The organism is Deinococcus humi (assembly GCF_014201875.1).
GTDB lineage: Bacteria > Deinococcota > Deinococci > Deinococcales > Deinococcaceae > Deinococcus > Deinococcus humi.
The window spans coordinates 286644-312340 of record NZ_JACHFL010000004.1 but is presented as its reverse complement, the minus strand read 5'-3'; the positions used below and the strand labels follow the sequence as shown (position 1 = coordinate 312340).

The following is a 25697-nucleotide window of genomic DNA, read 5'->3' as shown; positions in this document are numbered from 1 at the left end:
CACTCTGCTCGAAACCATGGCGCAGCCTAGGCCTGGCACTGGACCGCGCAGAACAGAACCTCCAGTTGCAGGAGGAGCGCGCGGCGCTGGCCGCGTTCACGGCGCTGACCGACCTGATGGGCAACGAGACCGACGTGCTGGCGCTGATCCGACAGGCGGCGGCGGTGCTGGCTGAGGCCCACGACATGGACGTGACATACTCTGAGCGCGAGGGCGAGGTGTTCCGGATCAGGGTCTGGCCCCCCGACTTCCCGGCAGACCTGCTGGCCGAGGCCCAGGCGGGTTACCGCCCCAGCGATCCGGGTTTCGAGGAGGCGCAGCGCACCCGCCAGAGCGTCTTTCTTGAGGAGATCAAGGGACACCCGAACTGGCGCCCGGGCGCCGCCGTTTACGAGGCTGTGGCCTTTCAGCCGTTCTTCCAGGGCGAAACCATGACGGGCATGCTGATCATGGCTGCACGCCGCCAGACCCACTGGTCGGAACGCGAGCGGGCGGTGTTCCGGGCGGTGGGCCGCAGCCTGAATCTGGCACTGGAGCGGGCCGAGGGGGTCCGGCAGCTGGCCCGCAGCAACGCCGAGTTGCAGGTGGCAGTCGGCGAACTCCAAGCTTTCGCCTATAGCGTGTCGCACGATCTGCGGACGCTGGTGCGCCGTATCAAGGGCTTCAACGCCCTGCTGCGTAACCGCCTCACCGATACATCGGACCTCAAGACGGAGCATTACCTGAGCGTGATCGACGACGCGGCCACCCGGATGAACATACTGATCGACGCCATGCTGGACCTGTCACGCACCACCAGGCAACCCCTGCGGCTGGAGGAGGTCGATCTGGCCGCGCTGGTGACCTCGGCGCAGCTCGAGCTGACTTCTGAGGATGAGGAGCAGAACGTCGAATGGCGAGTCCAGGCCTTACCCATCGTCAATGGTGACCGCCACCTGCTGCGTCAGGTCATGGTGAATCTGTTGGGCAATGCCCTGAAGTACTCCAGACTCCGCCCCCACCCGATCGTCGAGATCTGGACCGAGGAACGGCCCGACGAGTGGGTCATTCTGGTACGCGACAATGGTGTGGGCTTCGATCCGCGTTACGCCAGCCGCCTGTTTGGGGTCTTCCAGCGCCTCCATCACGAATAAGAGTTCGAAGGCACCGGCGTGGGCCTCGCCAATGTCCGTCGGATCGTGTCCCGTCACGGGGGCGAGGTGACCGACCAGACGTCAGGGATCGGCGAGGGCGCAACCTTCAGTTTCACGCTTCCGCGAGGCCCGTGACCTGCCAGGGAGCAGCGGGCCGGAAAATGAGCAAGACAGGCGGACGGGGCATGGAGTTCACTCTCCATGCCCCGTCCGCCTGTGTAAGCGTTACACCGTTACTTCAGCAGCTTCCACTGGCCATCCACGACCTGCACCATCACGCGGCTGCGGGCGTCCAGACCCAGGTGATCCGTCGCCGACAGGTTAAAGATGCCGTGTGCGCCGATCACATTGCGTGAGCCTTCCAGGGCCTCACGCAGGGCGCTGCGGAATTCGGCGGTGCCGGGCTTGGCCTTCTTGAGGGCCACCGGGATGGCCTTCTGCATCAGCAGCCCGGCGTCCCACAAATGCGCCCCGAAGGTCGAGACGCTATCCTTGCCGTATTTGGCCTCGTACAGACTGACGTAATTCAGGCCCACCTTCTTGTTGGGGTTGGTATCGGCCAACTGATCGGCCACCAGCACCGGGCCCGCGGGCAGAATCGCGCCCTCCACATCCTTGCCGCCCACTCGCAGGAAGTCCGCGTTGGCGACGCCGTGGGTCTGGTAGATCTTGCCCGCATAGCCGCGGTCCTTGAGGGTCTTCTGCGGCAGCACGGCGGGCACCCCGGACGCCCCAACCAGCACAGCGTCGGGCTTGGCCGCCAGCACTTTCAGCACCTGCCCGGTCACGCTGGTGTCGCTGCGCCCATATCGCTCCTCGGCCACCACCTTGATGCCGCGCTGGGCGGCGTTCTTCTTCAGCTCGGCCAGCCAACCCTCACCGTAGGCATCGTTGAAACCGATATAGCCCACGGTTTTGATCTTATTCTGCTGCATGTGCTGCACAATCGCCGCCGCCATGATCGCGTCGGTCTGCGGGGTCTTGAAGACCCACTCCCGCTTGGCGTCCACTGGCTTGATAATGGTCTCGGAGGCGGCCAGGCTGATCATGGGCACCTTGGCTTCGGAGACCACGTCGATCATCGCCAATGAGGCGGGGGTGGTGGTGGTCCCCACGATGAGGTCCACCTTGTTGTCCTGAATCAGTTTGCGGGCGCTGGTTACGGCGGCGGTGGTGTCGCTGGCGTCATCCAGGATGGTGTAGACGATCTTCTGCCCAGCGATGGTCTGCGGCAGCAGGGCCACCGTGTTGCGTTCCGGGATGCCCAAACTGGCGGCGGGGCCGGTGGCGGAAACGATCACGCCCACACGGATCTCGGCGAAGGCCAGCGAGGAGCATGCGAGCAGGGCGGTCAGCAGTAAGCGGGTTTTCATGGTGAAACCTCCTGAAGAAAGTGGAACAGGTTGTGGACGCAGGAATGCTAGCAGACCAGACCCCACGCTGACCGTACCGCGCCTCCGCATGCCGTGAGGCCGGGGCGCCAGCGGGTTCACTCGTCACATGACGAGCAGGAGTAACTATCTCAGTCCGCCGCGCTCTGAAAGGCCAGGTATAGTCGTGCCAGCAGCGCCGGATCGCTCAGGCGGCCACCCAGCACCTCCTCGGCGCGACGCAGGCGGTAACGCAGGGTATTGACGTGAATGTCCAGTGTGGCGGCTAGTTCACTCAGCGTCCCCCGATGCTCCAGGTAGGCCCGCAGGGTTTCTGCTGTGCGCCCATCGTCCCGCAGGGTTTCAAGCTGCGCGCTGACCTGCGCCGCTAGAATATCCAGCCGCCCCTCAGAAAGCAGGGCATGCAGGGGATCGAGTTCATGGAAGACGCTGTGTCCCCGGGCCTGCCGCGTCACCGACAGCGCCTGCCGCGCCTCCCCGAAGGCCTGCGACACGTGCGCTGCGTCAGCATGCCTGCCGCTGACGCCCAGGCGCACGTCCAGCGCTGTGGAGGCGGTCAGCGCCAGGTGTAGTTCCCGCGCTTCACGGCTCAGTTCCAGGGTGGTCCACAGCCACACCGCCTGTCCAGCCCGGACGGTGGCGTGGCCCACCAGCCGACGCTCGCTGAAATAACCCTCGCCCACCGCGGCCAGCAGATCGAGCGCCTCGGCCTGCTCAGGAACGGTGGGCGGCAACGTCGCCACCGCAAGCGCGAACGCCTCACCAGTCAGCCCGCTCCCCTCCGTCGACTGCCCGGACAGCAGCGCGTCCAGCATCCTCTCCCCTACCCTGCGCCGCGCCGCCCCCGCCGCCGCTGTTCGCAAGCGGGCCAGCAGAGCATATTCGGCCAGGACCTGGGGCAGTCCGCGCCAGTCAGACGGGAAGGCCACGCTGAGCGACCCAACGTGCCGGCCTGCATGGGACAGCCGCAGGGTTTCCTGAACGGGCACAGACTGACTGGCTCGCCGGCCCGCCGACGCGACGGTGTCTCCCCAACTGGCCTGAATTTCGGCAAAGCCCCCGGTCCAACGTGCCGCGAGCCTGACCAGTTCACGCTCAGGTTGGGGGGACAGGGCCGCGTTCCGCAGGGCCATAAGCAGAACTGGGACGCCCGGTGAACTCAGTCCGTCCTGGGCCAGGAGGGCGGTGCTCGCCGCCAGCACCTGGTCCTTTGGCAGAGCAGGCAGCAGGGCTGTTGCCTCCGCAGGCGTGGTGAAAGTTCGCAAAGCGTCCATCCCATCCTCCAGCCCCAGTTGGAGCGTCACGTCCCGCAAGGTCGGCATTTGTTTAAAGATACAAAAGATACAGCTGCAATCCACAGTGAGTCCAACAGTCCAGAGACCAAAGGTCCTATGCTGAAGGGCAGAACAATCCTCAAGCTCTTGCGCCCTGCCCTTTGGAGTCGCTATGAAAAAAGCCCGCTTTATCGCTGGAGGCCGCCTGTTGAGCGGTCACCTCAACGACGGAAACCTAGTCGACGCTGCTGGCGTCGCGCACACTCCCGACGATGTTCAGTTCCTGCTCCCCGTCGAGCCGCCCAAGGTGATTGCCCTGGCGCTGAATTACAACGACCACGCCGGAGAGCTGGGATTGACCCAGCCCAAGGAACCCGCTCTGTTCTGGAAACCCAACACCACCCTGCTGCCGCACCGGGGCAGCGTGATCTACCCGCGCGGCGCGGAGTTCATGCACTATGAGGTGGAACTGGGCGTGATCATCGGGCGGGATGCCCGGCGCGTGAAGGCCAGGAACGCCATGGATTACGTCGGCGGCTACACCATTGGCAACGATCTGGTGGTGCGCGACTACGTGACCAACACGTTCCGGCCCCCCATGCGCGGTAAGGGCTGGGACACTTTTGGGCCGCTGGGACCGTACTACGTGACTGCCGACGAGATCAGCGATCCACATGATCTGAAGTTGACCGCACATGTGAACGGCGAACTGCGCCAGGAAGGCAGCACGCGCGACATGATCTTTTCCATCCCCGAACTGATCGAGCACATCTCGCGCTTCATGACCCTGCAGGAGAACGACGTGATCCTGACCGGCACGCCGAAGGGCATCTCTCACGTCCGTCCCGGCGACGTGATGACCCTGGAAGTGGAAGGGCTGGGCACGCTGGTCAACGACATCGTGGAGGAAGACGAGGACGCCGAACCGATTCAGGGCAAGGAGAGCCGGGAGGGCGAGTGGGACGGACGGTGAGCGCCCTGTGCCAGTTGGTATTTCTCCATCAGCGTTCAAGCGTCACCCAGGAGGTTCTATGACCCAGACCGCAGCCAACCCCAACCATGACCTGGCCAGGCAGCTTCGCCAGAGCCGACTGAGCGGCGGCCTCCAGCACTTTATAGGCGGGCAGTGGAGCGACTCGCATGGGGGCGAAACCTTCGAGACGCATTCTCCAGTAGACAATGCGGTCCTGACCACGGTGGCCAGCGGCGACGCCACGGACATTGACCGCGCCGCCCGAGCCGCCCACGACGCCTTCCAGATGTGGCGCGAGGTGAGCGGGCAGGAGCGCAGGAAGATTCTGCACCGGGTGGCCGATCTGATCGAGGCCCGCGCGCAGGAAATTGCCGTGCTGGAAAGCATAGACACTGGTCAGGCCATCCGTTTCATGAAGTCGGCAGCGACGCGCGGGGCAGAAAATTTCCGCTTCTTCGCCGACCGCGCGCCGTCGGCGGCGGATGGCCAGAGCCTGCCCGCGCCCGGTTTCCTGAATTACACCCTGCGTCAGCCTATCGGCCCAGTCGGCGTGATTACCCCGTGGAATACGCCGTTCATGCTGTCCACCTGGAAGATCGCGCCCGCGCTGGCCGCCGGATGCACGGTGGTGCACAAGCCAGCAGAGTGGAGTCCGGTCACCGCCACCCTGCTGGCCGAGATCCTGGACGAGGCGGGGCTGCCCAAGGGAGTGCACAACCTCGTCCACGGCTTCGGCGAGAGCGCGGGCAAGGCGTTGACCGAACACCCACTGATCAAGGCGGTGGCCTTCGTGGGCGAGACCACCACCGGCAGCCACATCATGCGGCAGGGGGCAGATACCCTCAAGCGCGTGCATTTCGAGCTGGGCGGCAAGAATCCAGTGGTGGTGTTTGATGACGCCGATCTGGAACGGGCCCTAGACGCTGTTGTCTTCATGATCTACAGCCTGAACGGCGAACGTTGCACCAGCAGCAGCCGCGTGCTGATTCAGGACGGCATCTACGATGAGTTCACTGCCTACATCGCCGAGCGCGCGCAAAACATTCGTGTGGGCGACCCACTTGATCCTGAAATCGAAATCGGCCCGCTCGTTCACCCTCGCCACTTCGAGAAGGTAATGGGGTATTTCGATCAGGCGACAAAGGAAGGGGCAACGATTGCGGCTGGTGGCGAGCGCGTGGGTCAGGAGGGCAATTTCGTCTCGCCCACGCTGTTCACCGGCGCGCGCAACGACATGCGGATTGCGCAAGAGGAGATCTTCGGCCCGGTCCTGACCGCCATTCCTTTCGCGGATGAGGCAGACGCCCTCGCCCTGGCCAACGACGTGCAATACGGACTGGCGGGCTACCTGTGGACGAACGACCTGACCCGCGCCCACCGCTTCGCACAGGCGCTGGAGGCAGGCATGGTCTGGGTCAACTCCGAGAACGTGCGTCACCTGCCCACCCCTTTTGGCGGCGTCAAGAACAGTGGGATCGGGCGCGACGGAGGGGACTACAGCTTCGACTTCTACATGGAGACGAAGAACATCGCCATTTCGCTGGGAACGCACAAAACAGCCAAACTGGGCGTGGGCCAGCCACAGCCGCACAAGGACCGGGCGGATCAGAGGCTGGCCGAGTGACGCCTGGACGCCTCCTTCTGACCGGAGCCGCCGGGACGGTTGGCACGGCCTTGCGCCAGCAGCTGCGCGGGTTTCTGGGCGACGCCTTCCCTACCATCCGCCTGAGTGACCGCCACGATCTGGGCACTGCCGGAAAGGGGAAGGAGATCGTCTACGCCGACCTGACCAGCTTTGAAGAGGTCAGAACGGCGATGGAGGGCGTGAACGCCGTGATTCACCTGGGCGGCATTCCCGACGAACACCGCTACAAAGCGATCCGCGACGTCAACGTGGACGGCACCTATCACGTGCTGGAGGCGGCGCGGCAGGCCGGGGTGGGGCGCATTGCCTTCGCCTCCAGCATTCACACCGTCGGCTTTTATCCGCGCGCACAGACCATCTCGCCCACGGTGCCCGTGCGCCCCGACACCCACTACGGCGTCAGCAAGGTGTACGGCGAGGCCCTAGGACGGATGTACTGGGAACGTTACGGCATCGAGTTCGTGGCGGTGCGAATCTGCTCGTTCCAGCAGCGTCCCAATGACGCCCGGCACTTGTCCACCTGGCTCTCCCCGCGCGACGCCGCGCAGCTGTTCGCCCGCGCAGTGACTGTCCCTGGCGTCGGCTACATGGTCGTGGCCGGGATCAGTGGCAACACGCGGCGCTGGATGTCGCCGGAAGGCTGGGACGCGTTGGGCTACGTGCCGCAGGACGACGCCGAAACCTACGCCGCCGAGATTGAACACCTGCATGGTGATCCTGGCGACCTCACTGAACAGCGCCAGGGCGGAATCTTCGTGAATTCGGGCTACACCGGCCTCGCCGGAAAGGAGCAATAGACATGGCCGCCATCACCGGACAGCAATTCCTGGACCGCCTTCGGAAGAACCCGCCTACCCTTTACATCGACGGCGAGCGCATCAGCGATCCCACCACCCATCCCTCCACCCGCAACATGTGCCAGTCCCTGGCGGGGCTGTATGACCTGCAGCACCAGCCCGAGCTGAAAGACGCCCTGACCTACGAGGACGGCGGCGAACGCCACGCCATCAGCTTCATGGTGCCGCGCAGCAAGGATGACCTGCGGCGCATCGGCGAGGCGCACCGCATCCGGGCAAACTACTCGCTGGGCTTCCTGGGCCGCGCGCCGGACTACATGAACGCCAACGTGATGGCCGCGGGGCTGGGCGCAGAGTACTTCGGCCAGTGCGACGCCAGCCGCCCTGGCAGTGGGAACCGCGACTTTGCCGCCAACATGCGCCGCTATTACGAGCACGTGCGCGACAACGACCTGTGCCTGACCCACGCCCTGACCAACCCGCAGGTCAACCGCGCCAAGCAGGCCTCCGAGATGCCCGATCCGTATATCGCTCTGGGTGTGGTGGAGGAAACCGAGGAGGGCGTGATCGTACGCGGCGCACGGATGATGGCGACCCTCCCCATCGCCGACGAGATTCTGGTGTTTCCGTCCACCGTGCTGAAGGAAAACGCCGACAAGAGCCGCTACGCGATGGGCTTCGGGATTCCCACCAACACGCCGGGCCTGAGCTTCCAGTGCCGCGAACCCATCGACGTGGGCCGCGATCCTGAAGACCACCCGCTCGCCAGCCGTTTTGATGAACAGGACGCCTTCGTGATCTTCGACGATGTGCTCATTCCCTGGGAGCGCGTGTTCCTGCTGTACGACGTGGAGCTGGCGAACAAGGCCTATTCCGGAACCGACGCCGTGCTGCACATGGCCTACCAGGTGGTCAATCTCAAGATCGCCAAGACGGAAGCCTTCCTGGGCACCGCGCAGAGCATCGTGGACGCCATCGGCAGCGGCCAGTTCCAGCATGTGCAGAGCAAGGTGGCCGAGATCATCGTGATGCTGGAGATCATGAAAGGGCTGGAGGCGGCAGCCCGCGAGGGTGCCCAGCCAAACCAGTACGGCGTGATGACCCCGGCGCGCGGCCCGCTGGACGCCGCCCGCAACTATTACCCGGCCAACCACGCCCGCCTGCCGGAACTGCTGCAACTGCTGGGCGCGTCGGGCATCATCATGATGCCCAGCAAAGCGGACCGCGAGGGTCCGTTGGGTGAACAGATCGCCAAATACCTACAGGCGGGCCGGGCCACTGCCGAAGAGCGCCTCAAGCTGTTCCGCCTCGCCTGGGACATGTCCATGAGCAGCTTCGCGGGGCGGCAGACCCTGTACGAGCGCTACTTCTTCGGCGATCCCGTGAGGATGCACTCGGCGCTGTACGAGGTGTTCGACAAGCAGCCCTACGTGGAGCGCATCCATGCCTTCCTGGAACGCGAGAACCGGCACGAGGCGGTGGCGGCGGATGACTGAAGCCAGTCGGCCCAATATCATCCGCATCGCGCACGCCGTCTTCACGGTGCGGAATCTGGAGGCCAGCCGCGAATTCTACGTGGACCTGCTGGGCATGAACATCCTCCACGAGGAACCGGGCGCGCTGTACCTGCGCGGTGTGGAGGACCGCGAGTGGACCCTGAAGCTGGAGGAAAAGGGCACCTCCACTGTGCGGCATCTGGCCTACCGCGTGAATGGCGAGGCTGATCTGGACGCGCTGGTCACCCTGGCCGAGCGCGAGGGTCTCCCCTACCGCTGGGAGGAAGAACTGGACCGCCCACGCCTGCTGCGGATGCAAGATCCCTTCGGCGTGCCGGTGGTCTTCTATCACGTCAGTCAGAAGCATCCGTGGCTGCTCCAGGACTTTCACCTGCACCGGGGGCCGGGGCTGCAGCGCGTCGATCACGTCAACGTCATGGTGCCGGACGTGGAAACGACCATGCGCTGGTACATGGACACCCTGGGCTTCCGCCTGTCCGAATACACCGTGGACGAGCAGGAGCGCTACTGGGCGGCCTGGATTCAGCGGCGTGGCGGCGTGCACGATCTGGCGCTGACCAACGGCCCCGGCCCACGCTTGCACCACTGGGCGTACTGGATGCCCGACGCCATGTCTATTCTGCGCACCTGCGACATCCTGGCCGGGGCACGTCAGCCCGAACGCATTGAGCGTGGACCAGGGCGACACGGCGTGTCCAATGCTTTCTTCCTGTACATCCGTGATCCGGACGGGCACCGTATCGAGCTGTACACCTCCGACTACATTACGGTAGACCCGGATTTCGAGCCGATCCGCTGGCTGCGCGACGATCCACGCCGTCAGACGCTATGGGGCGCCAGAACCCCGCGCAGCTGGTTCGAGGAGGCGTCCGAGATGGAAGCCTTTGACGGCGGCACTGTTCAACCGGTGGCCGGTGAGTTGACCGGGATTCCGGTGCATGTGATCTGAACGGGCGCCTTGGGGTGTCGCCTCCCACCGCCATCTGGGATCAATGACTGTGAACCCTCGCTAGGTCGGAGAAGCTCTGCCCCTCCGGCCTGTCATCATGCATATGAAACGATTCAGTTGACGTCCTATGATGGGCAGAGTCAGTCATACCCACCCCCTACAGGAGGCTCCATGACCACGTCGTCAACCCCTCGCCCTGCTGCCCTGATCGTGCGGCAGGCATCGCCCCCCAATCTTGAGTCGCCGTTCTCCAGCCTGGACGGACGGATCACGCCGGGCGAGAGCGTGTATGTTCGGAGTCACTTCCCCGCGCCGGAGCTGAACGCCGAAAGCTGGCGTCTTCGGCTTGGGGGCCAGGTAGACACGCCACTCGAGCTCTCACTCTCAGACCTGAGAGCCATGCCAGCGCATACTGTGGCGGCCACCATGGAATGCGCTGGCAATGGCCGGGTGTACCTGTCGCCACGGATGCCAGGCGTGCAGTGGGATCTGGGTGCGGTGGGAACGGCCGAATGGATGGGCGTGCTGCTCCGCGACGTGCTGGGACAGGCGGGCGTCCAGGCTGGAGCGCTGGAAGTGGTGCTGGAAGGCGCCGACTGCGGCACGTTGACCGATCCGGGGCGCACCCCGGGCAACATTCATTACGCCCGCAGCCTGCCGCTCGCAAAGGCCCAGGACGACGTGCTGCTGGCCTATGCCATGAACGGTCAGCCGCTGACGCGAGATCACGGCTTTCCCCTGCGGGCCGTGGTGCCGGGCTGGTTCGGCATGGCCGCCGTCAAATGGCTGACCACCCTGCACGTCACCGACACGCCGTATCAGGGCTTCTTCCAGACGGTGGACTACTCGTTCTGGCAGTCGAGAGACGGTCTCTCGCCGCAAATGGTGCCGTTGACGACTATGCTGGTCAAGGCCCAGATCGCCCGCCCCGCCCCGCATGATTGCGTGCCTGCGGCCAGCGTCTTCGAGGTCGTGGGGACCGCATGGACAGGTCAGGGTGACGTGACACGCGTGGAGGTCAGCAGCGACAGTGGCCAGACGTGGGCCGAGGCTGAGCTGGTGGACCCCCCGCAGACCGGGGTCTGGCGGCGCTGGCGTTTCGAGTGGCAGACCCCCCAGCAGCCCGGCACCGTCACCCTGATGGCCCGCGCCACCGATTCAGCGGGCCGCACACAGGAAAGTGGCCACGACGTTGGACGTGGCGGCTACATGATCAATTTCCCGCTGCCCATCACTGTGCATCTGCGAGGTCAGGAAGCATGACGGCACCGGAGCGCGTGATCCCCGAGGCCGATCTGGCCGGTCTGGCTGCTGAACTGGAGGGAGCCGAGGCCACTGGGATCCAAATCGCACCCCTTTCCGAACGCTATCCTGGGATGACCTTTGCCGATGCCTACGCGGTGCAACGGGCGTGGGTGGGGCTCAAACTGGAGGCGGGCGCACAGGTTCGCGGCCACAAGATTGGCCTGACTTCGCGGGCCATGCAACTGGCCTCGCAGATCACGGAGCCCGATTACGGCACGCTGCTAGACAGCATGTTTTACGAGCCGAACGGCGACATTTCGCTGTCTGCCTTCGTCGCCCCCAAGGTCGAGGTGGAACTGGCTTTTCTTCTGAAGGCGGACCTGTATGGACCGAACATCACCCTATTCGACGTTCTGCGCGCCACCGAATACGTGACGCCCGCCGCCGAGATTATTGACGCGCGGATTCAGAGGGTCAGCGCTGCGACGGGCAAACCCCGCCGGGTCTTTGACACCATCAGCGACAACGCCGCCAATGCCGGGATTATCGTGGGTGGAAACGCCGTCAGACCTGATGCCATCGACCTGCGCTGGGCGGCGGCGCTGTGTATCCGCAACGGTGTGATCGAGGAGACCGGGGTGGCAGCGGGCGTGCTGGGACACCCGGCGCAGGGCATTGCCTGGCTGGCCAATCGCCTCGCCCCGCACGGCGAGCATCTGAAAGCCGGAGAGCTGGTGCTGGCGGGCTCGTTCACCCGGCCGGTCGACATCGCGTCCGGCGACGTATTTACTTTCGATTACGGGCCTCTGGGCACTTTTTCTTGCCGGTTTGCCGGACAGGCGCGGGGAGCGGATCATGGCTGAAAACACCTTCAAAGACGCTCTGGCACGCGGCGAAACGATGCATGGCCTGTGGCTGGCGCTGGCTGACCCCTACAGCGCAGAAATCTGCGCCGGAGCAGGGTTCGACTGGCTGCTGATCGACGGAGAACACGCGCCCAATGACCTCCGCAGTACGCTGGCGAGTCTGCAAGCCCTGGCTGGATATCCGGTGGCCCCACTGGTCCGCCCGCCGGTGGGTGATCCGGTGGGCATCAAGCAACTGCTGGACATCGGCGCCCGTAACTTCATTATTCCGATGGTAGAGACGGCGGCACAAGCCCTTGACCTGGTGGCAGCCACCCGATACCCGCCGCACGGCGTGCGGGGCGTGGGCGCGGCGCTCGCGCGGGCCAGTCGCTTCGGACGGGACGCCGCCTATCTGAACCATGCCGACGCTGGCGTCTGTCTGATTTTGCAAATCGAGTCGGTGACTGGGTTGGACGAGCTGGACGCGATTGCGGCGGTAGATGGTGTGGATGGCCTGTTCATCGGCCCAGCGGATCTGGCAGCCTCGTTCGGCCGGTTGGGGAATCCGGGCCACGCGGATGTTCAGAACGCCATTCAGAGCGCGGTGACGCGAATCCGTGCCGCAGGCAAGGCGGCGGGCATCCTTTCCACCGACGAGGCCCAAGCGCGCACGTATCTGGAGTGGGGGTACACCTTTGTGGCCGTGGGCACTGATGTAACCCTCCTGGCCAGAGCCACCACCGCCCTGGCAACACGCTTCAAGACGGACTAACACTCGCTCGTCATGTGACGAGCAGAACTCTCGCACGGTTTGTCTGGCTCATCTCCTCTACCCTGCGCCCATGATCGTCGCTTTCGTCAATCCAGAATCCACCATACACACGCCTGACCCCACCGCCGAGCGGGAACGCACTGCGGTGGGGCTCTCCATGTTGCTGCAGCAGGCCGAACTGATTCCGGTGACCGGCATGGACGAGGCCGAACTGCTATCAGTGCCGGCGGCCTTTACCTCGTGGCAAATTCTTCGGCACGGCGCAGTGGTCATCGGTCCTGACGGGTTGGAGGACGCTTCCTGGAGACGCCTGACGCTGGAGACCCAGCGCCTGCGTGCGGAGGGTTTACAGCTGGCCCACCAGGCTGCCACACACATCAGTCAACTGGGCCAGCTGGAGCTGGGGATCACGTTGCACGAGCACTCCAGTCTGCCCCTGTTCGTGAGCCTGACACACCCGCATGGGCTGGAACTGGCCCTTTTCCAGGCCGAGCGTGAGTTGCGCGAATGGCTGGATGGCGGCCCCTTCCACGCAGATCTGCGTGTTTTGAGACAGGGTGAAAGCCTGACACTCCTACCCCGCGAACTGACCCCCGAAAGCGCCGTAAATTATGTGCTGGGCCACCTCTCCTCCGAGGTCACCCTCACTATGGGCGTCAGCGCACAGGAGGGAGACGCCGCTTATCTGGCCCTGTGCGATTACGCCCTAATCCCGGGGGAGAGCCAGTGGCTTAGCGCTGCCCAGCTGGCAGAAGATCTGGAGTAGCTTTGCTCGTCATATGACGAGCAAAGCTACTCCTCTTCTAAAATGGCCTGCAACTGACGCAGCAGTTTTTCCACTCGCGTGCGCTTGCGTTCGTCCAGGCGCTCCAGTGTCCGGGCATCGGACAGTTTGCGCGCCAGTCCCTTCCAACCCTCGGCCTCCGCCGGCTTCTTCGGGCTGACGAGTTCCCGCAGGGTTTGCACGGTGGCCCCCTCCCGCGCCTGGGTCATCAGGTTGGCGCGCTCGCTGGCCTCCCCCACCCGCCCGATGATCAGGGCCTTGCGGTAGTCCAGTCCTTCTCGCACGGCGTCCTGAACGTCCCCGGGTAGGTTCAGCACGGCGGCGCGGTTGCGAATAAAGCTGTGCCACGTCTCTCCGCCCAGTGCGCCAAAAGCGCTGTCCAGCCGCTCGACCTGTTCGGGGCCAGCGTCGGGGTGACGATCCAGAGCAAACATGCGTGCCACAGCCTCGTTCTCCGGCACGTCCAAGATGGCCGCCGCAACCTGCAGGCGGGCTCGCACTTCCTCAATGACGTTCAGATCCTCGCGTTGCAGGTTCTCCACGGCGGCGGCCATACGTGCTTCCGTATCACTGAGGGTGCGGATCAGCACCGGGACCTCGTCCAGACCCGCCTGCCCGGCGGCCCGCCAGCGCCGCTCGCCGGCCACGATCTCGAAGGTTCCTCCGCCCAGCGGCCTGACCAGCAGAGGTTGCAGGACGCCCTGTTCCTTCACGCTGCGGCTCAGCTCATCCAGAGCGTCCTGCGAAAAATGGGTGCGGGGCTGGAACTGTCCGGGTTGCAATTGAGAGAGCCGCAGCGTGGTGCTGGCCGGCTGGGTGAGTGAGTCCACGCCCTCCACCAGACCACTTAGACGGGAACCGATGGCTGGACGGCCCTTGCGAGTCATGCCTCGACTCCAGGAATCTCGACTGGAAGGCCCACGGCCCTCGCGATCTCAGCCGTGACCCTCAACACGTCGCGGTGAACCGGCGAGCCCGGCGCATACAGCCCCACCGGCTGCCCGGCACTGGAGCTGTCATTCCACACCGCTCCCCGGTCCGCAATTGGGCTGGCAATGGGGGAGAGCAGCTCTTGGAGGGCCGCGTACGCCTCACGATCATGCGAACGCCGAGCGTCGTACAGGGTGGGCACGTACAGGGCCACGGTCAGATCCGGCCGTAACTTGCGGTAGGTGGCCATCGCCTCGGACAGCCCTGCCAGGGCATTCATGCCCTTCTGACGCGTCGGCACCGGCACGATCAGGTGATCGGCGGCCAGCGCCCCCAGGATCGAGAGCTGACCCAGGCTGGGTGGGCTGTCGATCAGGACGACGTCATAGCGGTCAGTCAGCGCCGCCAGCGCCTGCCGCAGATGCAGGTGTGCGCCCACCACCCCCATCATCTGCCCCTCGGCCAGCGCCAGCGAAACATCGCTGGGAATCAGGCTCAGGCCATGGACCTCGGCCGGTGGGGGCAGCGGATCGCCGCGCGAGGCGGTGTCATAGACCGTCTGTTCTCGTTGCACGCCGCTCACCCCCAGCCAGTCGGTCAGGTTGGCCTGCGGATCAAGATCCACCAGAAGAACACGTTGCCCGGCCTGTGCCAAGGTGTAACCCACGTCGCGGGTCAGGCTGGACTTCATGACCCCTCCAGCGTGATTGAAGAGTGTCAGTGTCCGCATATGGCCCAATCTATCGCGTCCATGGGCGCGAGCGCGATACGATTGCCCCACTCGTCATGTGACGAGTAACCACTGACGATCTATCGTTCCTCCTGTTGATAGGCGATCTGAATATGATGGAACAGGGGAGAATCCAATGACCTTGGGAGCAACAGCGTGACGGGCGCAGAACCCACGGGCCGACACACCCTCTTGATTAACCCCTGTCTAGAAAATTCGGCTAAACCTCCACTTTCAGGCGGGCTGCCTGATCCGTAATTTCGAACAGCTCGCTGTGCGGCGAAACCGTCACCTGCCCGAAATTCTCCAGCAGTTCGCGGTAGGCGTGGGCCACCGGATTCGGCTTGCGGTCGAGGGTGTACAGACCATTGGTGTTGACCCTTCCCCTCTTTTCGGCCAGTTCAACGTCCCAGTCAATTTGATCCGTCAGGCTGTACCAAGTGAAACCCACCACTGGCGTGCCCTCCTGACGCAGACGCAGGACGTTCAACCACTGCTTCCACAGCCAGATGGGAGCCTGCTCGAGATCGGAAACGTTGGTTTCACTGTGAAACACCGGCTTCTGGTAACGCTGATAGTAGCCCTTGACGATCTGATACCAGCCGAAGACATCCTCGGCGATCACCGTTTCGCCGTCAGGCTTGATGATCTTCTCGTTGTGGCCGTAATAGTCGCTGCCCATGATCTGGTGGCCCGGCGGCTCTCCAGCCATGAACCAGTCGTATTCCTCACGGGACAGGCCGTTATCTATCAGGTACAGGCAGACGTCCGAATCGGGAGGCACGGCGTAGGTCAGGTCCAGTGAAAGAAAGCGCAGCCGGTTCTGCATCGAGATTTCACGGCGGGGTTCGGCACTGGCGTCGTGCAGGAACTCGGCACTCTCGGCCTGCACGATGATGGCGTCAGAACGCACACGGGCAATCGACTGGCAGGCCAGGATATTGGCGGCCACCCCATGCTTGAGGGCGGTCACGAAACCGCGTTCGGACTTGAGCTGCTCGTTCCATAGCCCGTCCTTCGCGCTGGCCTTGGCCGTCACGTAGATCTCATTGACGGGGGTGTAGTGCCGCACCCAGGGGTAACGCCTCGCCACCGCCCCGGCATAGTCGGCAAAGTGGATCGGCAGTTCCGGGTTCTGGTAGTTGCCCAGCCAGTCAGGCACCCCAAAGTGCATCAGATCAAGGATCGGCGTGAGCTCCAGTCGCTGCAATTCGGCCATGACCCTATCGGCGAACTCCCAGTCGTACTGGCCCGGTCCCTGATGAATGCGGTAATAGGGCAGGCCGTAACGCAGGTACTTGAGCCCCAGATCCTTCACCAGATGCAGATCTTCCTGCCAGCATTGATAATGGCGGCATTCTTCGAGCTGATCGCGCCGTAGCCTACCGTGCTCGATGGTGGGATACGAGCATTCGATGCCGGTGGCAAACATGAAGTTGCTGGCGCGGCCAGTGGGTAGACCCGAAACGCTGCTGCCATTCGCGCCGCCGAACTCGTCGCCGCTGTAATCGCCGTCACCCAGTTCTCTCTTGATGATGTCCAGGAAGCCCTTGCTCATGGTCGCATCGTCATGAGGAGAGCTTGCCGCCAGTCACCTGAAGCAATGTACCCGTCACGAAGGAGCTGTCCTGGCAGGCCAGGTAAACGTACGCGGGGGCCAGTTCCTCAGGCTGACCGGGGCGACCCAATGCCACCTCGTGGCCGAACTTCTGCACCTCGTCAAGCGGCATGGTGCCGGGGATATTGGGGGTCCAGACCGGACCCGGCAGCACGGCGTTGATGCGCACGCCATTGCCCAGTTTCCCGAATTGCAGCGCCAGCGATTTGGTCAGCGCGTGGATGCCCCCTTTGGAGGCGGTGTAATCCACCAGCATGGGATTGCCCGTCTCGCCGACTATCGAGCCAGTGTTAATAATGGCGTCGCCCTCGTGCAGGTGCGGAAGAGCCGCCTGAATCATGAAAACGTAGCCGAAGAGATTGGTTTCCAGCGTGCGCCGCAGCTGCTCCTCGCTGATATCCAGAATGCTGTCCTGAGTCGCCTGAAACGCAGCGTTGTTGACCAGCACGTTCAGACCGCCGTAGGCGTCGACAGTCTGCTTCACAGCGTCGGTGCAGGCAGCCTTATCGCGTACATCGGCCTTGATCACCAGACAATGTCCGCCGCGCTCCTCCACCAGTTGCTTCGTCACCTGCGCGTCACCGTCATTCTCGTTATAGAGAATGGCCACCTGGGCACCTTCCAGGGCAAATGCCAGCGCGACGGCGCGCCCGATTCCCGAGTCTGCGCCGGTGACCAGGGCGACCTTGCCCCTGAGCTTGTCGGCGGCCCGATACTCTTTCAGGTCCGTCTGCGGCTGGATATCCATTTCAGACTGCCTGGCTGGATAGGGCAGGCTCTGTGCGTTCTTGAAATCCTCTGACGTTGGTCGGTCGGGCATGGGGCCTCCTTGAGTGGGGTCCATGCTGTGACACAACGCGGGCCACTTGTGTCTGCTGTGCTACGTGCCGGACCTACTTCAAGGAATGCTGAAGGGAAGGCGATGAACCGGCTGCCCTTCCCGCAAGCACTGCCCCTCAGCCCACCTCGATCATCACCTTCATGCTGGTCTTCTTCTCGAGATCCGCAAACGCAAAGGCCTCTGGCGTCTGGTCAAAGGCGTATCGGTGCGTAATCAGAAGGTCCAGATCAACCGCTCCGCTGGCGACCAGGTCGATCGCTGCCGGATAGCAGTTGGCGTAGCGGAACACGCCGCGCAGGGTGACCTCGCGGCTGGCCGCCGACACGATGTCCAGGCTGACCTCGGGGTCTGGTGGCAGACCGACCAGCACCGCCCGCCCGCCGGGGCGCGGCGCGGCCAGCGTCATCCGGGTGGTGGGCAGGCTACCCGCCGTCTCGAAAGCCACGTCCACCCCGGCGTGGGACGGGGGGAGGTCACGGCGCGTCAGTTCGCGGATCACGGCCAGGACGTCCTGATGTCTGGCATTGAGGCTGTGAGTGGCCCCCACCTTGCGGGCCAGGTCCAGCCGGAAGTCCTCCAGATCGACCGCAATGATGGTGGTGGCCCCCGCCGCCTTCGCGGCCTGGATGGTGGTGCAGCCGATGGGGCCAGCGCCGAAGACCGCCACGCTGTCCCCTGGCGTCACCGCCCCCTTACGCGCCGCCCACACGCCCACGGCGAGCGGCTCCAGCAGCGCGCCGGCATCGTCACTGATGCTGTCGGGCAGGGGAAAGGCGAAGTCGTCGGGCCAGATCACGTACTCGGCCAGCGCGCCGTCCACCGGGGGCGTCGCCATAAAGGTCATCTCCGGGCACAGGTTGTACTCCCCGCGCTTGCAGTACGTGCAGCGGCGGCAGGGATAGCCCGGCTCCAGCGCCACCCGGTCTCCCACGCTCAGACGGGTCACGTTCTCGCCCAGCGCCTCGACCACACCCATGACCTCGTGGCCCAGCACCAGCGGCGCCTCCACCACGAAAGAACCGATGCGCCCGTGCGTGTAGTAATGCACGTCGCTGCCGCACACGCCGATGCGCCGCACCCGCACCCGCACCTCGTGCGGACCAGGGGCGGGCACCTCGCGCGTTTCCCAGCCGAGTTCGCGAGTGCCGGTCAGCACGCTGGTGCGGGAGGACCGCGCTTCAATAGTGGTTGCAGGATGCTCAATGGAAGTCATGGAAAGGCCTCAGTGGGAAAGGAATGGGGGAGGAGAAGGTACCCGATCAGCGGGCAGGTCACACAGTGCTGTTCGCGGCTCTCCACTCAAGGAGGCTGGATCTCAGGCAGGAATTTAGGACTGGTGTCCGATAAGCGACTGTGCCGGAGCAGCCTGGCGGGCTGCCTCCAGCACTTCGATTGCGCCGACGGCCCCGTGCCGACGCAGGCTCTCGCGGGCGGCCAGGTACGCGGCCCTGAAACGGGCATTCTCGCCAAGGTCGCCGAACAGTTCCTTTAAGTCCAGGAACGCGCCCGGCTGGGCCGCTTCGCACCGAACTGCTCTCAGCAACTGCGCGGCGCGTTGATCCTGCAAGGGGGGAACCGTCTCGCCGCCCTGCACCGCTTCCAGATAGGCTGCCCAGGATGCCACCACCAGCGCGGCGTGGCTGATCTCGCCCTCCCGCGCGAGTTGCTCACGCACCACCGGCAGCAGGAATTTAGGAATGCGCTCGGAACCGTCGAAGATCAGCCGGGCCAGGGTGTCCTGGATGGCGGGGCTGGCAAAGCGCTCGATCAGTTCGTGCTGGTAGGCGTCCAGATCCATGCCAGGAACGGGCTTCAGCGTTGGCGCGCCCTCGCGGGCCATGTAACCCAGCAGGAAATCCACGAAGACAGGCATGCGGCAGACCTGGTGGACATAGGTGTACCCGGCGAGCAGGCCGAGGTAGCCCATCGCCTGATGCGCGGCGTTCAGCAGGCGCAGTTTCATCAGTTCGTACGGCTCCACATCGGCCACCACCTGCACACCTACGGTTTCCAGAGGGGGCCGGCCCAGCGTGAAATGGTCCTCGAGCACCCACTGCGTGAAACTCTCACCAATGACCGGCCAGGCGTCTTCAATCCCCGACTGCGCGAGCAGGGCTTCGCGATCCCCGTCGGTGGTCATGGGCGTGATCCGGTCCACCATCGAGTTGGGAAAGGCGACTTCCCGGGCGATCCACGCACCCAGTTGCGCGTCTTTCAGGCGGGCGAAGGCCGACAGCACCGCCTGAGTCACGTGGCCGTTGCCCTGGATGTTGTCGCAGGACATCACCGTGAAGGGTGGGATACCACGCTCGCGGCGGCGGCGCAGGCCCTCGGTAATCAGCCCGAAGACGGATCTGGGCACCGCACCGGGTTGCAGGTCATGGGCGATGTCAGCGCCCGTGGGATCGAACTCGCCTGTCGCGTTGTTGAGGCTGTAGCCACCTTCAGTGACGGTCAACGAGACGATACGGGTGGCAGGAGCGGCCAGGGTCTCGATTACCTTTTCGGGATCGTCGGGCGCGAAGAGAAACTCGTGGATGGCGCCAATAACCCGTGTTTCGGTCTCACCCGATGGAGCCTTGGTGACCAGGGTATAAAGACCGTCCTGATCCTTCAGCACATCCCGCATCCTCGCGTCGCCGGGCAGCACACCCACGCCGCAGATGCCCCAGTTTGTACTCCCCCCGGCGTTGAGCACGCGATCGAGGTACATGGCCTGATGCGAGCGGTGAAAGCCGCCCACGCCAAAATGGACGATGCCGGTGGTCAGGGTGCGGGGATCGTAATGGGGAATGGCCACATCGGGGCCGAGTTGACCCAGCGCCGAGAGTTTGAGCTTGGTCATGAAGAACGCTCCAGAAAAAGGGTCGAGACCGGGAGGGAAAGGAGATGTTACTCGACGATTTGCACGATCAGATCGGCGCGGGCGCGGGTGAGCTTGATGGTGGCGGCGTTTGGTCCGTCCACCGCGTCCACCCAACGTTGGGCGTCGGCGGGCGCTTTGCCGAAAGCGACGTGTCGTGCCACCAGACGCGAGAGACGCGAGTCTTCAGGAACGTCCAGAAACCACACGGCGTCCAGCTGCGATCTCACCTGACCCCAGCTTCCGTCCGGCAGCAACAGGTAATTGCCCTCGGTCAGAACCAGAGGCGTGCCTGCGGGCACGGCAACGGCGCTGCCGATGGACTCCTCAAGCTGCCGGTCAAAGGTGGGGGCATAGATCGTCCGGTGCGTTTCCACGCGCAGCCTTGCCAGCAAAGCGGCGTAGCCGTCCGCATCGAAGGTGTCCGGTGCGCCCTTGCGCCCGCGTCGGCCCAGCCGCTCGAGTTCCGTGTTCGCCAGGTGAAAGCCGTCCATGGCCACCAGCGCCGCGTCACCGCCCAGGGCTTCAAGGAGCGCCGTGCAGAGGGTGGACTTGCCTGCCCCCGGCGCACCGACAATCCCCAGGATGCGCCGCTCGCCGACGGTCATCATCGCCCGCGCCCGTGCCACCAGTTCGTCCAGGGTGGCATGAACCGCTGGCGGCTGACTTTGGCTGAATTGTCCGTCAGACGGTGGGGCGACCATGTGGTGTCTCCATGCTGGGTGAGGATAGGGGAGCGGGAGCGAACGAGGGGCGAGTGCAGCCCCTGGCCGTCTGGGCTATTTGACGGCCCCGAAGCTCAGGCCGCGCACCAGCTGGCGCTGGGCCACCCAGCCGAAGATCAGCACCGGAAGCACGGTCAGCGCGGCGGCGGCGCTCATCTGTGCCCAGAACAGGCCCATGCTGGTCTTGAACGAACTGATGAACACGCTCAGCGGCGCGGCGTCCGAACTGGTCAGGTTGACGGCGAAAAACACCTCGTTCCATGCGAAGATCACCGCCAGCAGCGCGGTAGCAGCCATGCCTGGTGTGGACAGGGGCAGCGCGATGCCGAAAAATTCCTGCGCCACCGACGCGCCGTCTACCTTGGCGGCCTCGTAGATGGCAAAGGGGATCTCGGTCATGTAGCTGTGCATCATCCAGACCACCAGCGGCAGATTCATGGTCGTGTACATCAGGATGAGGCCCGGTAGGGTGTCCAGCAAGTGCAGATTACGAAACAACAAAAACAGCGGCACGATCACGCCCACAGCCGGCATCATCTTGGTAGACAGCATCCACGTCAGCGTGCCCTGCGCGCGGCGGGTGGGGTAGACCGCCAGCGCAAAGGCGGCGGGCAGCCCCAGGGCGAAGGCCAGCAGCGTGCTGCCGACGGCGGCCACCAGACTGTTCTTTAGCGCCGGAAAATAGCTGGGCAACGCGTTCTTGAAGTTTTCCAGAATGGGCGTGAAGGCAAAGACGGGTGGACTGGCAAAGGCCTCGGCTTCGGTCTTGAAGGCGGCCAGAAACATCCACACCAGCGGGAACAGGAAGGCGATGGCGATCAGGTAGGTGAGGATGGTCAGCACAGTGTTCCGCACCCTGATGCGGCTCTTGTCCCGCCGGACCGGCGCTGAAGTGCTGGGTATCGTCGTCATGTCAGCCCCCCTTGTTGCTCTGGTTGGTGCGGTTGATCATCCGCAGCAGATAGACCGCCAGGATGTTGGTCAGGATCACCGTGATCACGCCGGCCGCACTGGCCAGACCGATGTTGTACTCGGCGAAAGCCTTCTGGTAGATGAAATACGGCAGGTTGGTGGTGGCCAGTCCCGGCCCCCCGGAAGTCGAGCCGTAAATCTCGCCGTAGACCTGCAGGAGCGCGATGGTTTCCATCAGCACCACCACCTGAATGGCCTGGGTCCAGTGCGGCATCACGATGTGCCGGAACTCCTGCATCGGGCTGGCCCCGTCCAACCGGGCAGCCTCGAGCTGATCGTCGGGCAGGCTTTGCAGACCGGTCAGCAGGATCAGCATGGCAAAAGGCGTCCATTCCCAGGTGATCATCGCGATCACGCTGGCCATCGGGTACTGCGCCAGCCAGTCCACCGGCTGCCCGCCCAGCGAGGCCACCAGCCACGAGAAGAAGCCGAACACCGGGTTCAGGAGCATGTTCTTCCAGACCACCGCCGTGACGATGGGCATGACCAGAAACGAGCTGATCATGAGCGTACGCAGCAGCCCGCGCCCTGGAAAGTTGCGGTTGAGCAGCATGGCCATCGCGCCGCCTATAAACAGTGTCAGGATCAGGGTGCCCCCCGCCAGGATGACCGTATTCAGGACGACCTGCAGATTCTGCGGGTTGGTGAGCAGGGTGGCGTAATTGCCAAAACCGATAAAGGGCCGGTTGTCGGGGATTACCAAGTTGTAGTTGAAGAACGAGTAGTACACCGTCATGAAAAACGGGACCTGGGTGGTCAGAATTAGATACAGCATGGCAGGCCAGATCAGCGCTGCCGGGGTCAGACGCAGGCCGCGTTTGGGAGCCGGTGGGCTGGCCGTGGTGGTGGTTGGACGGACGGCGGTGGTCATGGGGTCCCCTTATCGCGGTGATGGCAGTCTCAGCGCTCGACAGGCGAGTGGGCCTTGCCCCTTAGCGCAGTCCTCTCGGTCAAAGCTGAGAGGGAGACGGGCAATATTGCCCAGCCCCCCCTCTTTTGACGGTCAAGCGCGGGCCGGATTCTATTTCTGGTAACCGCCTTCCTTGGCGGCCTTCTGGGCCGCGTCCTGGGCCTGCTTGAGCGCCTGATCCACGGTGGTCTGCCCACTGATGGCCCCGGCCAGGAACTGGCCGACCTGCGTGCCCAGCGCCTGGAACTGAGGAATTGCAACGTATTGAATGCCCGAGTAGGGCACAGGGTCCTTAGTGGCGTTGTTCACATCGGCGCTGTTAATAGCGCTCTGCACCAGCCCGCTGAAGGCCCCGGCGGCCTTCTTGTAGTTGGGGTTGTTGTAGGTGCTGGTGCGGGTGCCGGGGGGGACCGAGGCCCAGGTGCCCTTCTCCTTGGCGACCAGCGCAATGTAATCCTGGCTGGTGGCCCAAGTGATGAACTTGAAGGCCGCATCCTCCTTCTTGGTGCTCTTGGGAATCGCCAGGTTCCAGCTCCAGTACCAGTGGTTGCCCTTGGGAGTGCCGGGGCCAGTGGGCGCGTTGGCAAAGCCAACGGATTTGGTGATCTTGGAACTGCTCGGATCGCTCAGGAAGCCCGCAGCCACGGTGGCGTCCACCCACATACCACACTTGCCCTGGCTCATCAGGGTGAGGTTCTCGGTAAAGCCGTTCCCCGTCGCGCCGGGAGGGCCGTACTTCTTCAGGGTATCCACGTAAAAGGTCATGGCGTTCTTCCAGGCAGGCGAATCGAGTTGCGCCTTCCAGTCCTGGTCGTACCAGCGCCCGCCGAAGGTGTTCATCACGGTGCTGAAAACAGCCATGTTCTCCCCCCAGCCGGGCAGCCCGCGCATGCAGATGCCGTACACCCCTTTGCCAGGGTTGTGGATCTTGGCCGCGAAGCCCTGGATCTGACTCCAGGTGGGGTTTTGCGGCATGGAGATGCCGGCGGCCTTGAACAGATCCTTGTTGTAAAAGGTCATGCTGCTCTCGGCGTAGAAGGGCACGGCGTACAGATTGCCGTTCACGGTTAGCGCCTTGCGGACACCAGGAATAATGTCGTTGAGATTGTAGCTCTTGGCAATCTCGGCGTTCTTGGCAAACATCGGCGTCAACGGATCGAGCCAGCCGTTCTTGGCCCAGATCGGCACTTCGTAGGCTCCCACCGTGGCGACGTCGAAGCTGCCCGCATTGCTGGCGACGTCCAGGGTGACCTTCTGACGCAACTCGTTCTCGGGCAGCACCACCCACTTCACATTGATGTCCGGATACTTCTTGGTGAACTCCGGCGACAGTTTCTGCATGGTCACCATGTCCGGGTTGTTCACGGTGGCGATGGTGATGGTGGTGGCCGCCTGCGCAGCGGTGGCGGTCAGGGCAAGAGTCAAGAACAACAGTCGTTTCATGGGTCAACCTCCAGCAACGCCGCGCACTCCGGAGCGGCGAGGACAAGGAGCGGCAAATCCGGTCATGCGGGCCTGACGCGCTCAGTTCGACCGGGACACTTCCCGATCAGTTGATGAATGGTCTCGTGGCCATAATTGAATCATAGATTTTTTCATTCGTCAAATTCAATTTTTTGGACTCACAACAGCGTTTCCTAGAAATGGCCACGGGACCACTGCGATTTACCACCACACGACAAATACCATTCGCTGGGGCACCTATGGGCCATGAACCTCTACAATGGCCTCGTGTCAACGATTCAGGATGTCGCGCGGCTGGCGGGAGTCTCGCCCACCACAGCCAAACGGGCCCTGCGCGACCCGGACAAGCTCACGCCGGAGACGCTCTTACGGGTCCAGGCGGCCATTGAGCAACTGCATTACGAACCCGACGTGCGTGCGGGCAGCCTGCGCGGCGGCCAGAGCCGCACGGTGGGGCTGGTGGTGGCGAGTATCGTCGAACCTTTCTTCGGGCAGTTCGCCCGCGCCGCTGCCCGGCACCTCAAGGCCGCCGACTACACCCTGATCATCAGCGAGAACGAGTACAGTGCCCGTCTGGAACTGCCCGAACTGCGCCGCCTGTATGGCCAGCGCGTGGCCGCCATCATGCTGCGGCCCGGCTATGGTGAGGACAGCCGGGAATATCTGGAACGCCTGCGTGGACGCGGCCTGTTCATTCTGGAATACGACTATGTTCCGGACGGTTCGGCCTTCCCCAGCGTGATGCTCGACAATGCCCAAGCGATGCGTGAGGCCGTGGCCCATCTGCACGGTCTGGGCCACACCCGGATCGCCGCCCTGGGGGCCTACGATCCGCTGGTGCACCCGGAAGGCCGTTCCCGGACGTTTCCTAAAGCCATGCGTGAACGCGGCCTGGAGGTGCCGCCCGAATACCAGCGCATGACCCTACTTACAGAAGACACCGCCTACCACCTGACTCACGAGTTGCTGGGCCTGCCCAATCCACCCAGCGCCCTGATCGCCCTGACCGGCACCCAGGCCATCGGCGCTTTCCGGGCCATCCGGGAACGGGGTCTGAGCCTGCCCGCTGACCTCTCTCTGCTGACTTTCGACAACTATCCGTGGACCGCGCTGGTCGAGCCGCCCATCACGGTGATCGAGCAGCCGGTAGAGCAGATGGCCGAACTGGCGGCTAACGCGGTGTTGCGCGCGCTGGAAGGTGGACTGCCACCACAGAAGACGGCGCAGCATGCGGTCCTGCCCGGACGGCTGATCGTGCGCGGCAGTTGCGCGCCCCCCCGGCAACACGAAATGGTTTCCGGGCGGTAGGATCACAG

General features: G+C 64.0%; 22 protein-coding genes and 1 pseudogene. 11 read left to right on the top strand and 12 right to left on the bottom strand.

Features of this window, described 5'->3' with window-relative positions; translation table 11 throughout:
• The first annotated feature begins 116 nt into the window (after positions 1–116).
• A pseudogene (locus tag HNQ08_RS27320) lies at positions 117–1268 on the top strand (sensor histidine kinase).
• Between the two features lie 98 nt (positions 1269–1366).
• Here HNQ08_RS27320 and HNQ08_RS10405 read toward each other — a convergent pair.
• The gene (locus HNQ08_RS10405; RefSeq protein ID WP_184131149.1) at positions 1367–2506 is read right to left on the bottom strand and encodes an ABC transporter substrate-binding protein; all 1140 of its coding nucleotides are present in this window, start codon (positions 2504–2506) and stop codon (positions 1367–1369) included.
• A gap of 149 nt (positions 2507–2655) precedes the next feature.
• A complete protein-coding gene (locus HNQ08_RS10400; protein WP_184131146.1) occupies positions 2656–3846 on the bottom strand; it encodes a PucR family transcriptional regulator in 1191 nt (396 codons plus the stop codon).
• A 124-nt stretch (positions 3847–3970) separates the two neighbouring features.
• On the opposite strand from HNQ08_RS10400, the gene HNQ08_RS10395 reads away from it, so the two are divergent.
• The 9 genes from HNQ08_RS10395 to HNQ08_RS10355 all read left to right on the top strand — a co-directional run bounded on the left by HNQ08_RS10395 (position 3971) and on the right by HNQ08_RS10355 (position 13310).
• Complete coding sequence (locus HNQ08_RS10395) at positions 3971–4771, top strand: fumarylacetoacetate hydrolase family protein (RefSeq protein WP_184131144.1); 801 nt, start codon at positions 3971–3973, stop codon at positions 4769–4771.
• A 58-nt stretch (positions 4772–4829) separates the two neighbouring features.
• Positions 4830–6395, top strand: coding sequence for a 5-carboxymethyl-2-hydroxymuconate semialdehyde dehydrogenase (gene hpaE, locus HNQ08_RS10390; protein WP_184131129.1), 1566 nt, complete (start codon positions 4830–4832; stop codon positions 6393–6395).
• Entirely contained in the window at positions 6392–7213 is an 822-nt protein-coding gene (locus tag HNQ08_RS10385; protein WP_184131126.1) for an NAD-dependent epimerase/dehydratase family protein, read from the top strand. The genes hpaE and HNQ08_RS10385 overlap by 4 nt, the downstream gene beginning before the upstream one ends.
• Before the next feature lie 2 nt (positions 7214–7215).
• On the top strand, positions 7216–8709 hold the full coding sequence (gene hpaB / locus HNQ08_RS10380) for a 4-hydroxyphenylacetate 3-monooxygenase, oxygenase component (protein WP_184131123.1): 1494 nt from the start codon (positions 7216–7218) through the stop codon (positions 8707–8709).
• Entirely contained in the window at positions 8702–9679 is a 978-nt protein-coding gene (hpaD, locus tag HNQ08_RS10375) for a 3,4-dihydroxyphenylacetate 2,3-dioxygenase (RefSeq protein ID WP_184131120.1), read from the top strand. Before hpaB ends, hpaD begins: the two co-directional genes overlap by 8 nt.
• A gap of 171 nt (positions 9680–9850) precedes the next feature.
• A complete protein-coding gene (locus tag HNQ08_RS10370) occupies positions 9851–10942 on the top strand; it encodes a sulfite oxidase (RefSeq protein ID WP_184131117.1) in 1092 nt (363 codons plus the stop codon).
• Positions 10939–11787 carry a 2-oxo-hept-4-ene-1,7-dioate hydratase gene (hpaH, locus tag HNQ08_RS10365; RefSeq protein WP_184131113.1) on the top strand — a complete coding sequence of 283 codons (849 nt, stop codon included), beginning with the start codon at positions 10939–10941 and terminating at the stop codon, positions 11785–11787. Before HNQ08_RS10370 ends, hpaH begins: the two co-directional genes overlap by 4 nt.
• Positions 11780–12544 carry a 4-hydroxy-2-oxoheptanedioate aldolase gene (hpaI, locus tag HNQ08_RS10360; RefSeq protein WP_184131110.1) on the top strand — a complete coding sequence of 255 codons (765 nt, stop codon included), beginning with the start codon at positions 11780–11782 and terminating at the stop codon, positions 12542–12544. Before hpaH ends, hpaI begins: the two co-directional genes overlap by 8 nt.
• A gap of 70 nt (positions 12545–12614) precedes the next feature.
• A complete protein-coding gene (locus HNQ08_RS10355) occupies positions 12615–13310 on the top strand; it encodes an HAD family hydrolase (protein WP_184131107.1) in 696 nt (231 codons plus the stop codon).
• A gap of 26 nt (positions 13311–13336) precedes the next feature.
• On the opposite strand, the gene HNQ08_RS10350 is transcribed toward HNQ08_RS10355, so the two are convergent.
• The 10 genes from HNQ08_RS10350 to HNQ08_RS10305 all read right to left on the bottom strand — a co-directional run bounded on the left by HNQ08_RS10350 (position 13337) and on the right by HNQ08_RS10305 (position 24360).
• A complete protein-coding gene (locus HNQ08_RS10350; RefSeq protein WP_184131104.1) occupies positions 13337–14215 on the bottom strand; it encodes a ParB/RepB/Spo0J family partition protein in 879 nt (292 codons plus the stop codon).
• Positions 14212–14988 (bottom strand): ParA family protein, encoded by a 777-nt coding sequence (locus tag HNQ08_RS10345; protein ID WP_184131101.1) that lies wholly within the window; start codon positions 14986–14988, stop codon positions 14212–14214. The genes HNQ08_RS10350 and HNQ08_RS10345 overlap by 4 nt, the downstream gene beginning before the upstream one ends.
• A gap of 220 nt (positions 14989–15208) precedes the next feature.
• Positions 15209–16546, bottom strand: coding sequence for a family 1 glycosylhydrolase (locus HNQ08_RS10340; protein WP_184131098.1), 1338 nt, complete (start codon positions 16544–16546; stop codon positions 15209–15211).
• A 10-nt stretch (positions 16547–16556) separates the two neighbouring features.
• Positions 16557–17426: an SDR family oxidoreductase gene (locus HNQ08_RS10335; protein WP_184131095.1), complete on the bottom strand. Its 870-nt coding sequence runs from the start codon at positions 17424–17426 to the stop codon at positions 16557–16559.
• 136 nt (positions 17427–17562) lie between these two features.
• On the bottom strand, positions 17563–18660 hold the full coding sequence (locus HNQ08_RS10330) for an NAD(P)-dependent alcohol dehydrogenase (protein WP_184131092.1): 1098 nt from the start codon (positions 18658–18660) through the stop codon (positions 17563–17565).
• A 114-nt stretch (positions 18661–18774) separates the two neighbouring features.
• Positions 18775–20292, bottom strand: a complete 1518-nt coding sequence (locus HNQ08_RS10325; protein WP_184131089.1) for a mannitol dehydrogenase family protein — start codon at positions 20290–20292, stop codon at positions 18775–18777.
• A gap of 47 nt (positions 20293–20339) precedes the next feature.
• Complete coding sequence (locus HNQ08_RS10320; protein WP_184131086.1) at positions 20340–21014, bottom strand: nucleoside/nucleotide kinase family protein; 675 nt, start codon at positions 21012–21014, stop codon at positions 20340–20342.
• Between the two features lie 75 nt (positions 21015–21089).
• Positions 21090–21947 (bottom strand): carbohydrate ABC transporter permease, encoded by an 858-nt coding sequence (locus tag HNQ08_RS10315; RefSeq protein ID WP_184131083.1) that lies wholly within the window; start codon positions 21945–21947, stop codon positions 21090–21092.
• A gap of 1 nt (position 21948) precedes the next feature.
• On the bottom strand, positions 21949–22878 hold the full coding sequence (locus tag HNQ08_RS10310; protein ID WP_184131080.1) for a carbohydrate ABC transporter permease: 930 nt from the start codon (positions 22876–22878) through the stop codon (positions 21949–21951).
• A 150-nt stretch (positions 22879–23028) separates the two neighbouring features.
• A complete protein-coding gene (locus tag HNQ08_RS10305; protein ID WP_184131077.1) occupies positions 23029–24360 on the bottom strand; it encodes an ABC transporter substrate-binding protein in 1332 nt (443 codons plus the stop codon).
• A gap of 288 nt (positions 24361–24648) precedes the next feature.
• Here HNQ08_RS10305 and HNQ08_RS10300 point away from each other — a divergent pair, with 288 nt between their 5' ends.
• Entirely contained in the window at positions 24649–25689 is a 1041-nt protein-coding gene (locus HNQ08_RS10300; RefSeq protein WP_229789809.1) for a substrate-binding domain-containing protein, read from the top strand.
• The last annotated feature ends 8 nt before the right edge of the window (positions 25690–25697 follow it).

Coding starts and splice junctions, on each gene's coding strand:
- HNQ08_RS10405 (WP_184131149.1), bottom strand. CDS start 2,506: ATGAAAACCCGCTTACTGCTGACCGCCCTGCTCGCATGCTCCTCGCTG.
- HNQ08_RS10400 (WP_184131146.1), bottom strand. CDS start 3,846: ATGCCGACCTTGCGGGACGTGACGCTCCAACTGGGGCTGGAGGATGGG.
- HNQ08_RS10395 (WP_184131144.1), top strand. CDS start 3,971: ATGAAAAAAGCCCGCTTTATCGCTGGAGGCCGCCTGTTGAGCGGTCAC.
- hpaE (WP_184131129.1), top strand. CDS start 4,830: ATGACCCAGACCGCAGCCAACCCCAACCATGACCTGGCCAGGCAGCTT.
- hpaB (WP_184131123.1), top strand. CDS start 7,216: ATGGCCGCCATCACCGGACAGCAATTCCTGGACCGCCTTCGGAAGAAC.
- hpaD (WP_184131120.1), top strand. CDS start 8,702: ATGACTGAAGCCAGTCGGCCCAATATCATCCGCATCGCGCACGCCGTC.
- HNQ08_RS10370 (WP_184131117.1), top strand. CDS start 9,851: ATGACCACGTCGTCAACCCCTCGCCCTGCTGCCCTGATCGTGCGGCAG.
- hpaH (WP_184131113.1), top strand. CDS start 10,939: ATGACGGCACCGGAGCGCGTGATCCCCGAGGCCGATCTGGCCGGTCTG.
- hpaI (WP_184131110.1), top strand. CDS start 11,780: ATGGCTGAAAACACCTTCAAAGACGCTCTGGCACGCGGCGAAACGATG.
- HNQ08_RS10355 (WP_184131107.1), top strand. CDS start 12,615: ATGATCGTCGCTTTCGTCAATCCAGAATCCACCATACACACGCCTGAC.
- HNQ08_RS10350 (WP_184131104.1), bottom strand. CDS start 14,215: ATGACTCGCAAGGGCCGTCCAGCCATCGGTTCCCGTCTAAGTGGTCTG.
- HNQ08_RS10345 (WP_184131101.1), bottom strand. CDS start 14,988: ATGCGGACACTGACACTCTTCAATCACGCTGGAGGGGTCATGAAGTCC.
- HNQ08_RS10340 (WP_184131098.1), bottom strand. CDS start 16,546: ATGAGCAAGGGCTTCCTGGACATCATCAAGAGAGAACTGGGTGACGGC.
- HNQ08_RS10335 (WP_184131095.1), bottom strand. CDS start 17,426: ATGCCCGACCGACCAACGTCAGAGGATTTCAAGAACGCACAGAGCCTG.
- HNQ08_RS10330 (WP_184131092.1), bottom strand. CDS start 18,660: ATGACTTCCATTGAGCATCCTGCAACCACTATTGAAGCGCGGTCCTCC.
- HNQ08_RS10325 (WP_184131089.1), bottom strand. CDS start 20,292: ATGACCAAGCTCAAACTCTCGGCGCTGGGTCAACTCGGCCCCGATGTG.
- HNQ08_RS10320 (WP_184131086.1), bottom strand. CDS start 21,014: ATGGTCGCCCCACCGTCTGACGGACAATTCAGCCAAAGTCAGCCGCCA.
- HNQ08_RS10315 (WP_184131083.1), bottom strand. CDS start 21,947: ATGACGACGATACCCAGCACTTCAGCGCCGGTCCGGCGGGACAAGAGC.
- HNQ08_RS10310 (WP_184131080.1), bottom strand. CDS start 22,878: ATGACCACCGCCGTCCGTCCAACCACCACCACGGCCAGCCCACCGGCT.
- HNQ08_RS10305 (WP_184131077.1), bottom strand. CDS start 24,360: ATGAAACGACTGTTGTTCTTGACTCTTGCCCTGACCGCCACCGCTGCG.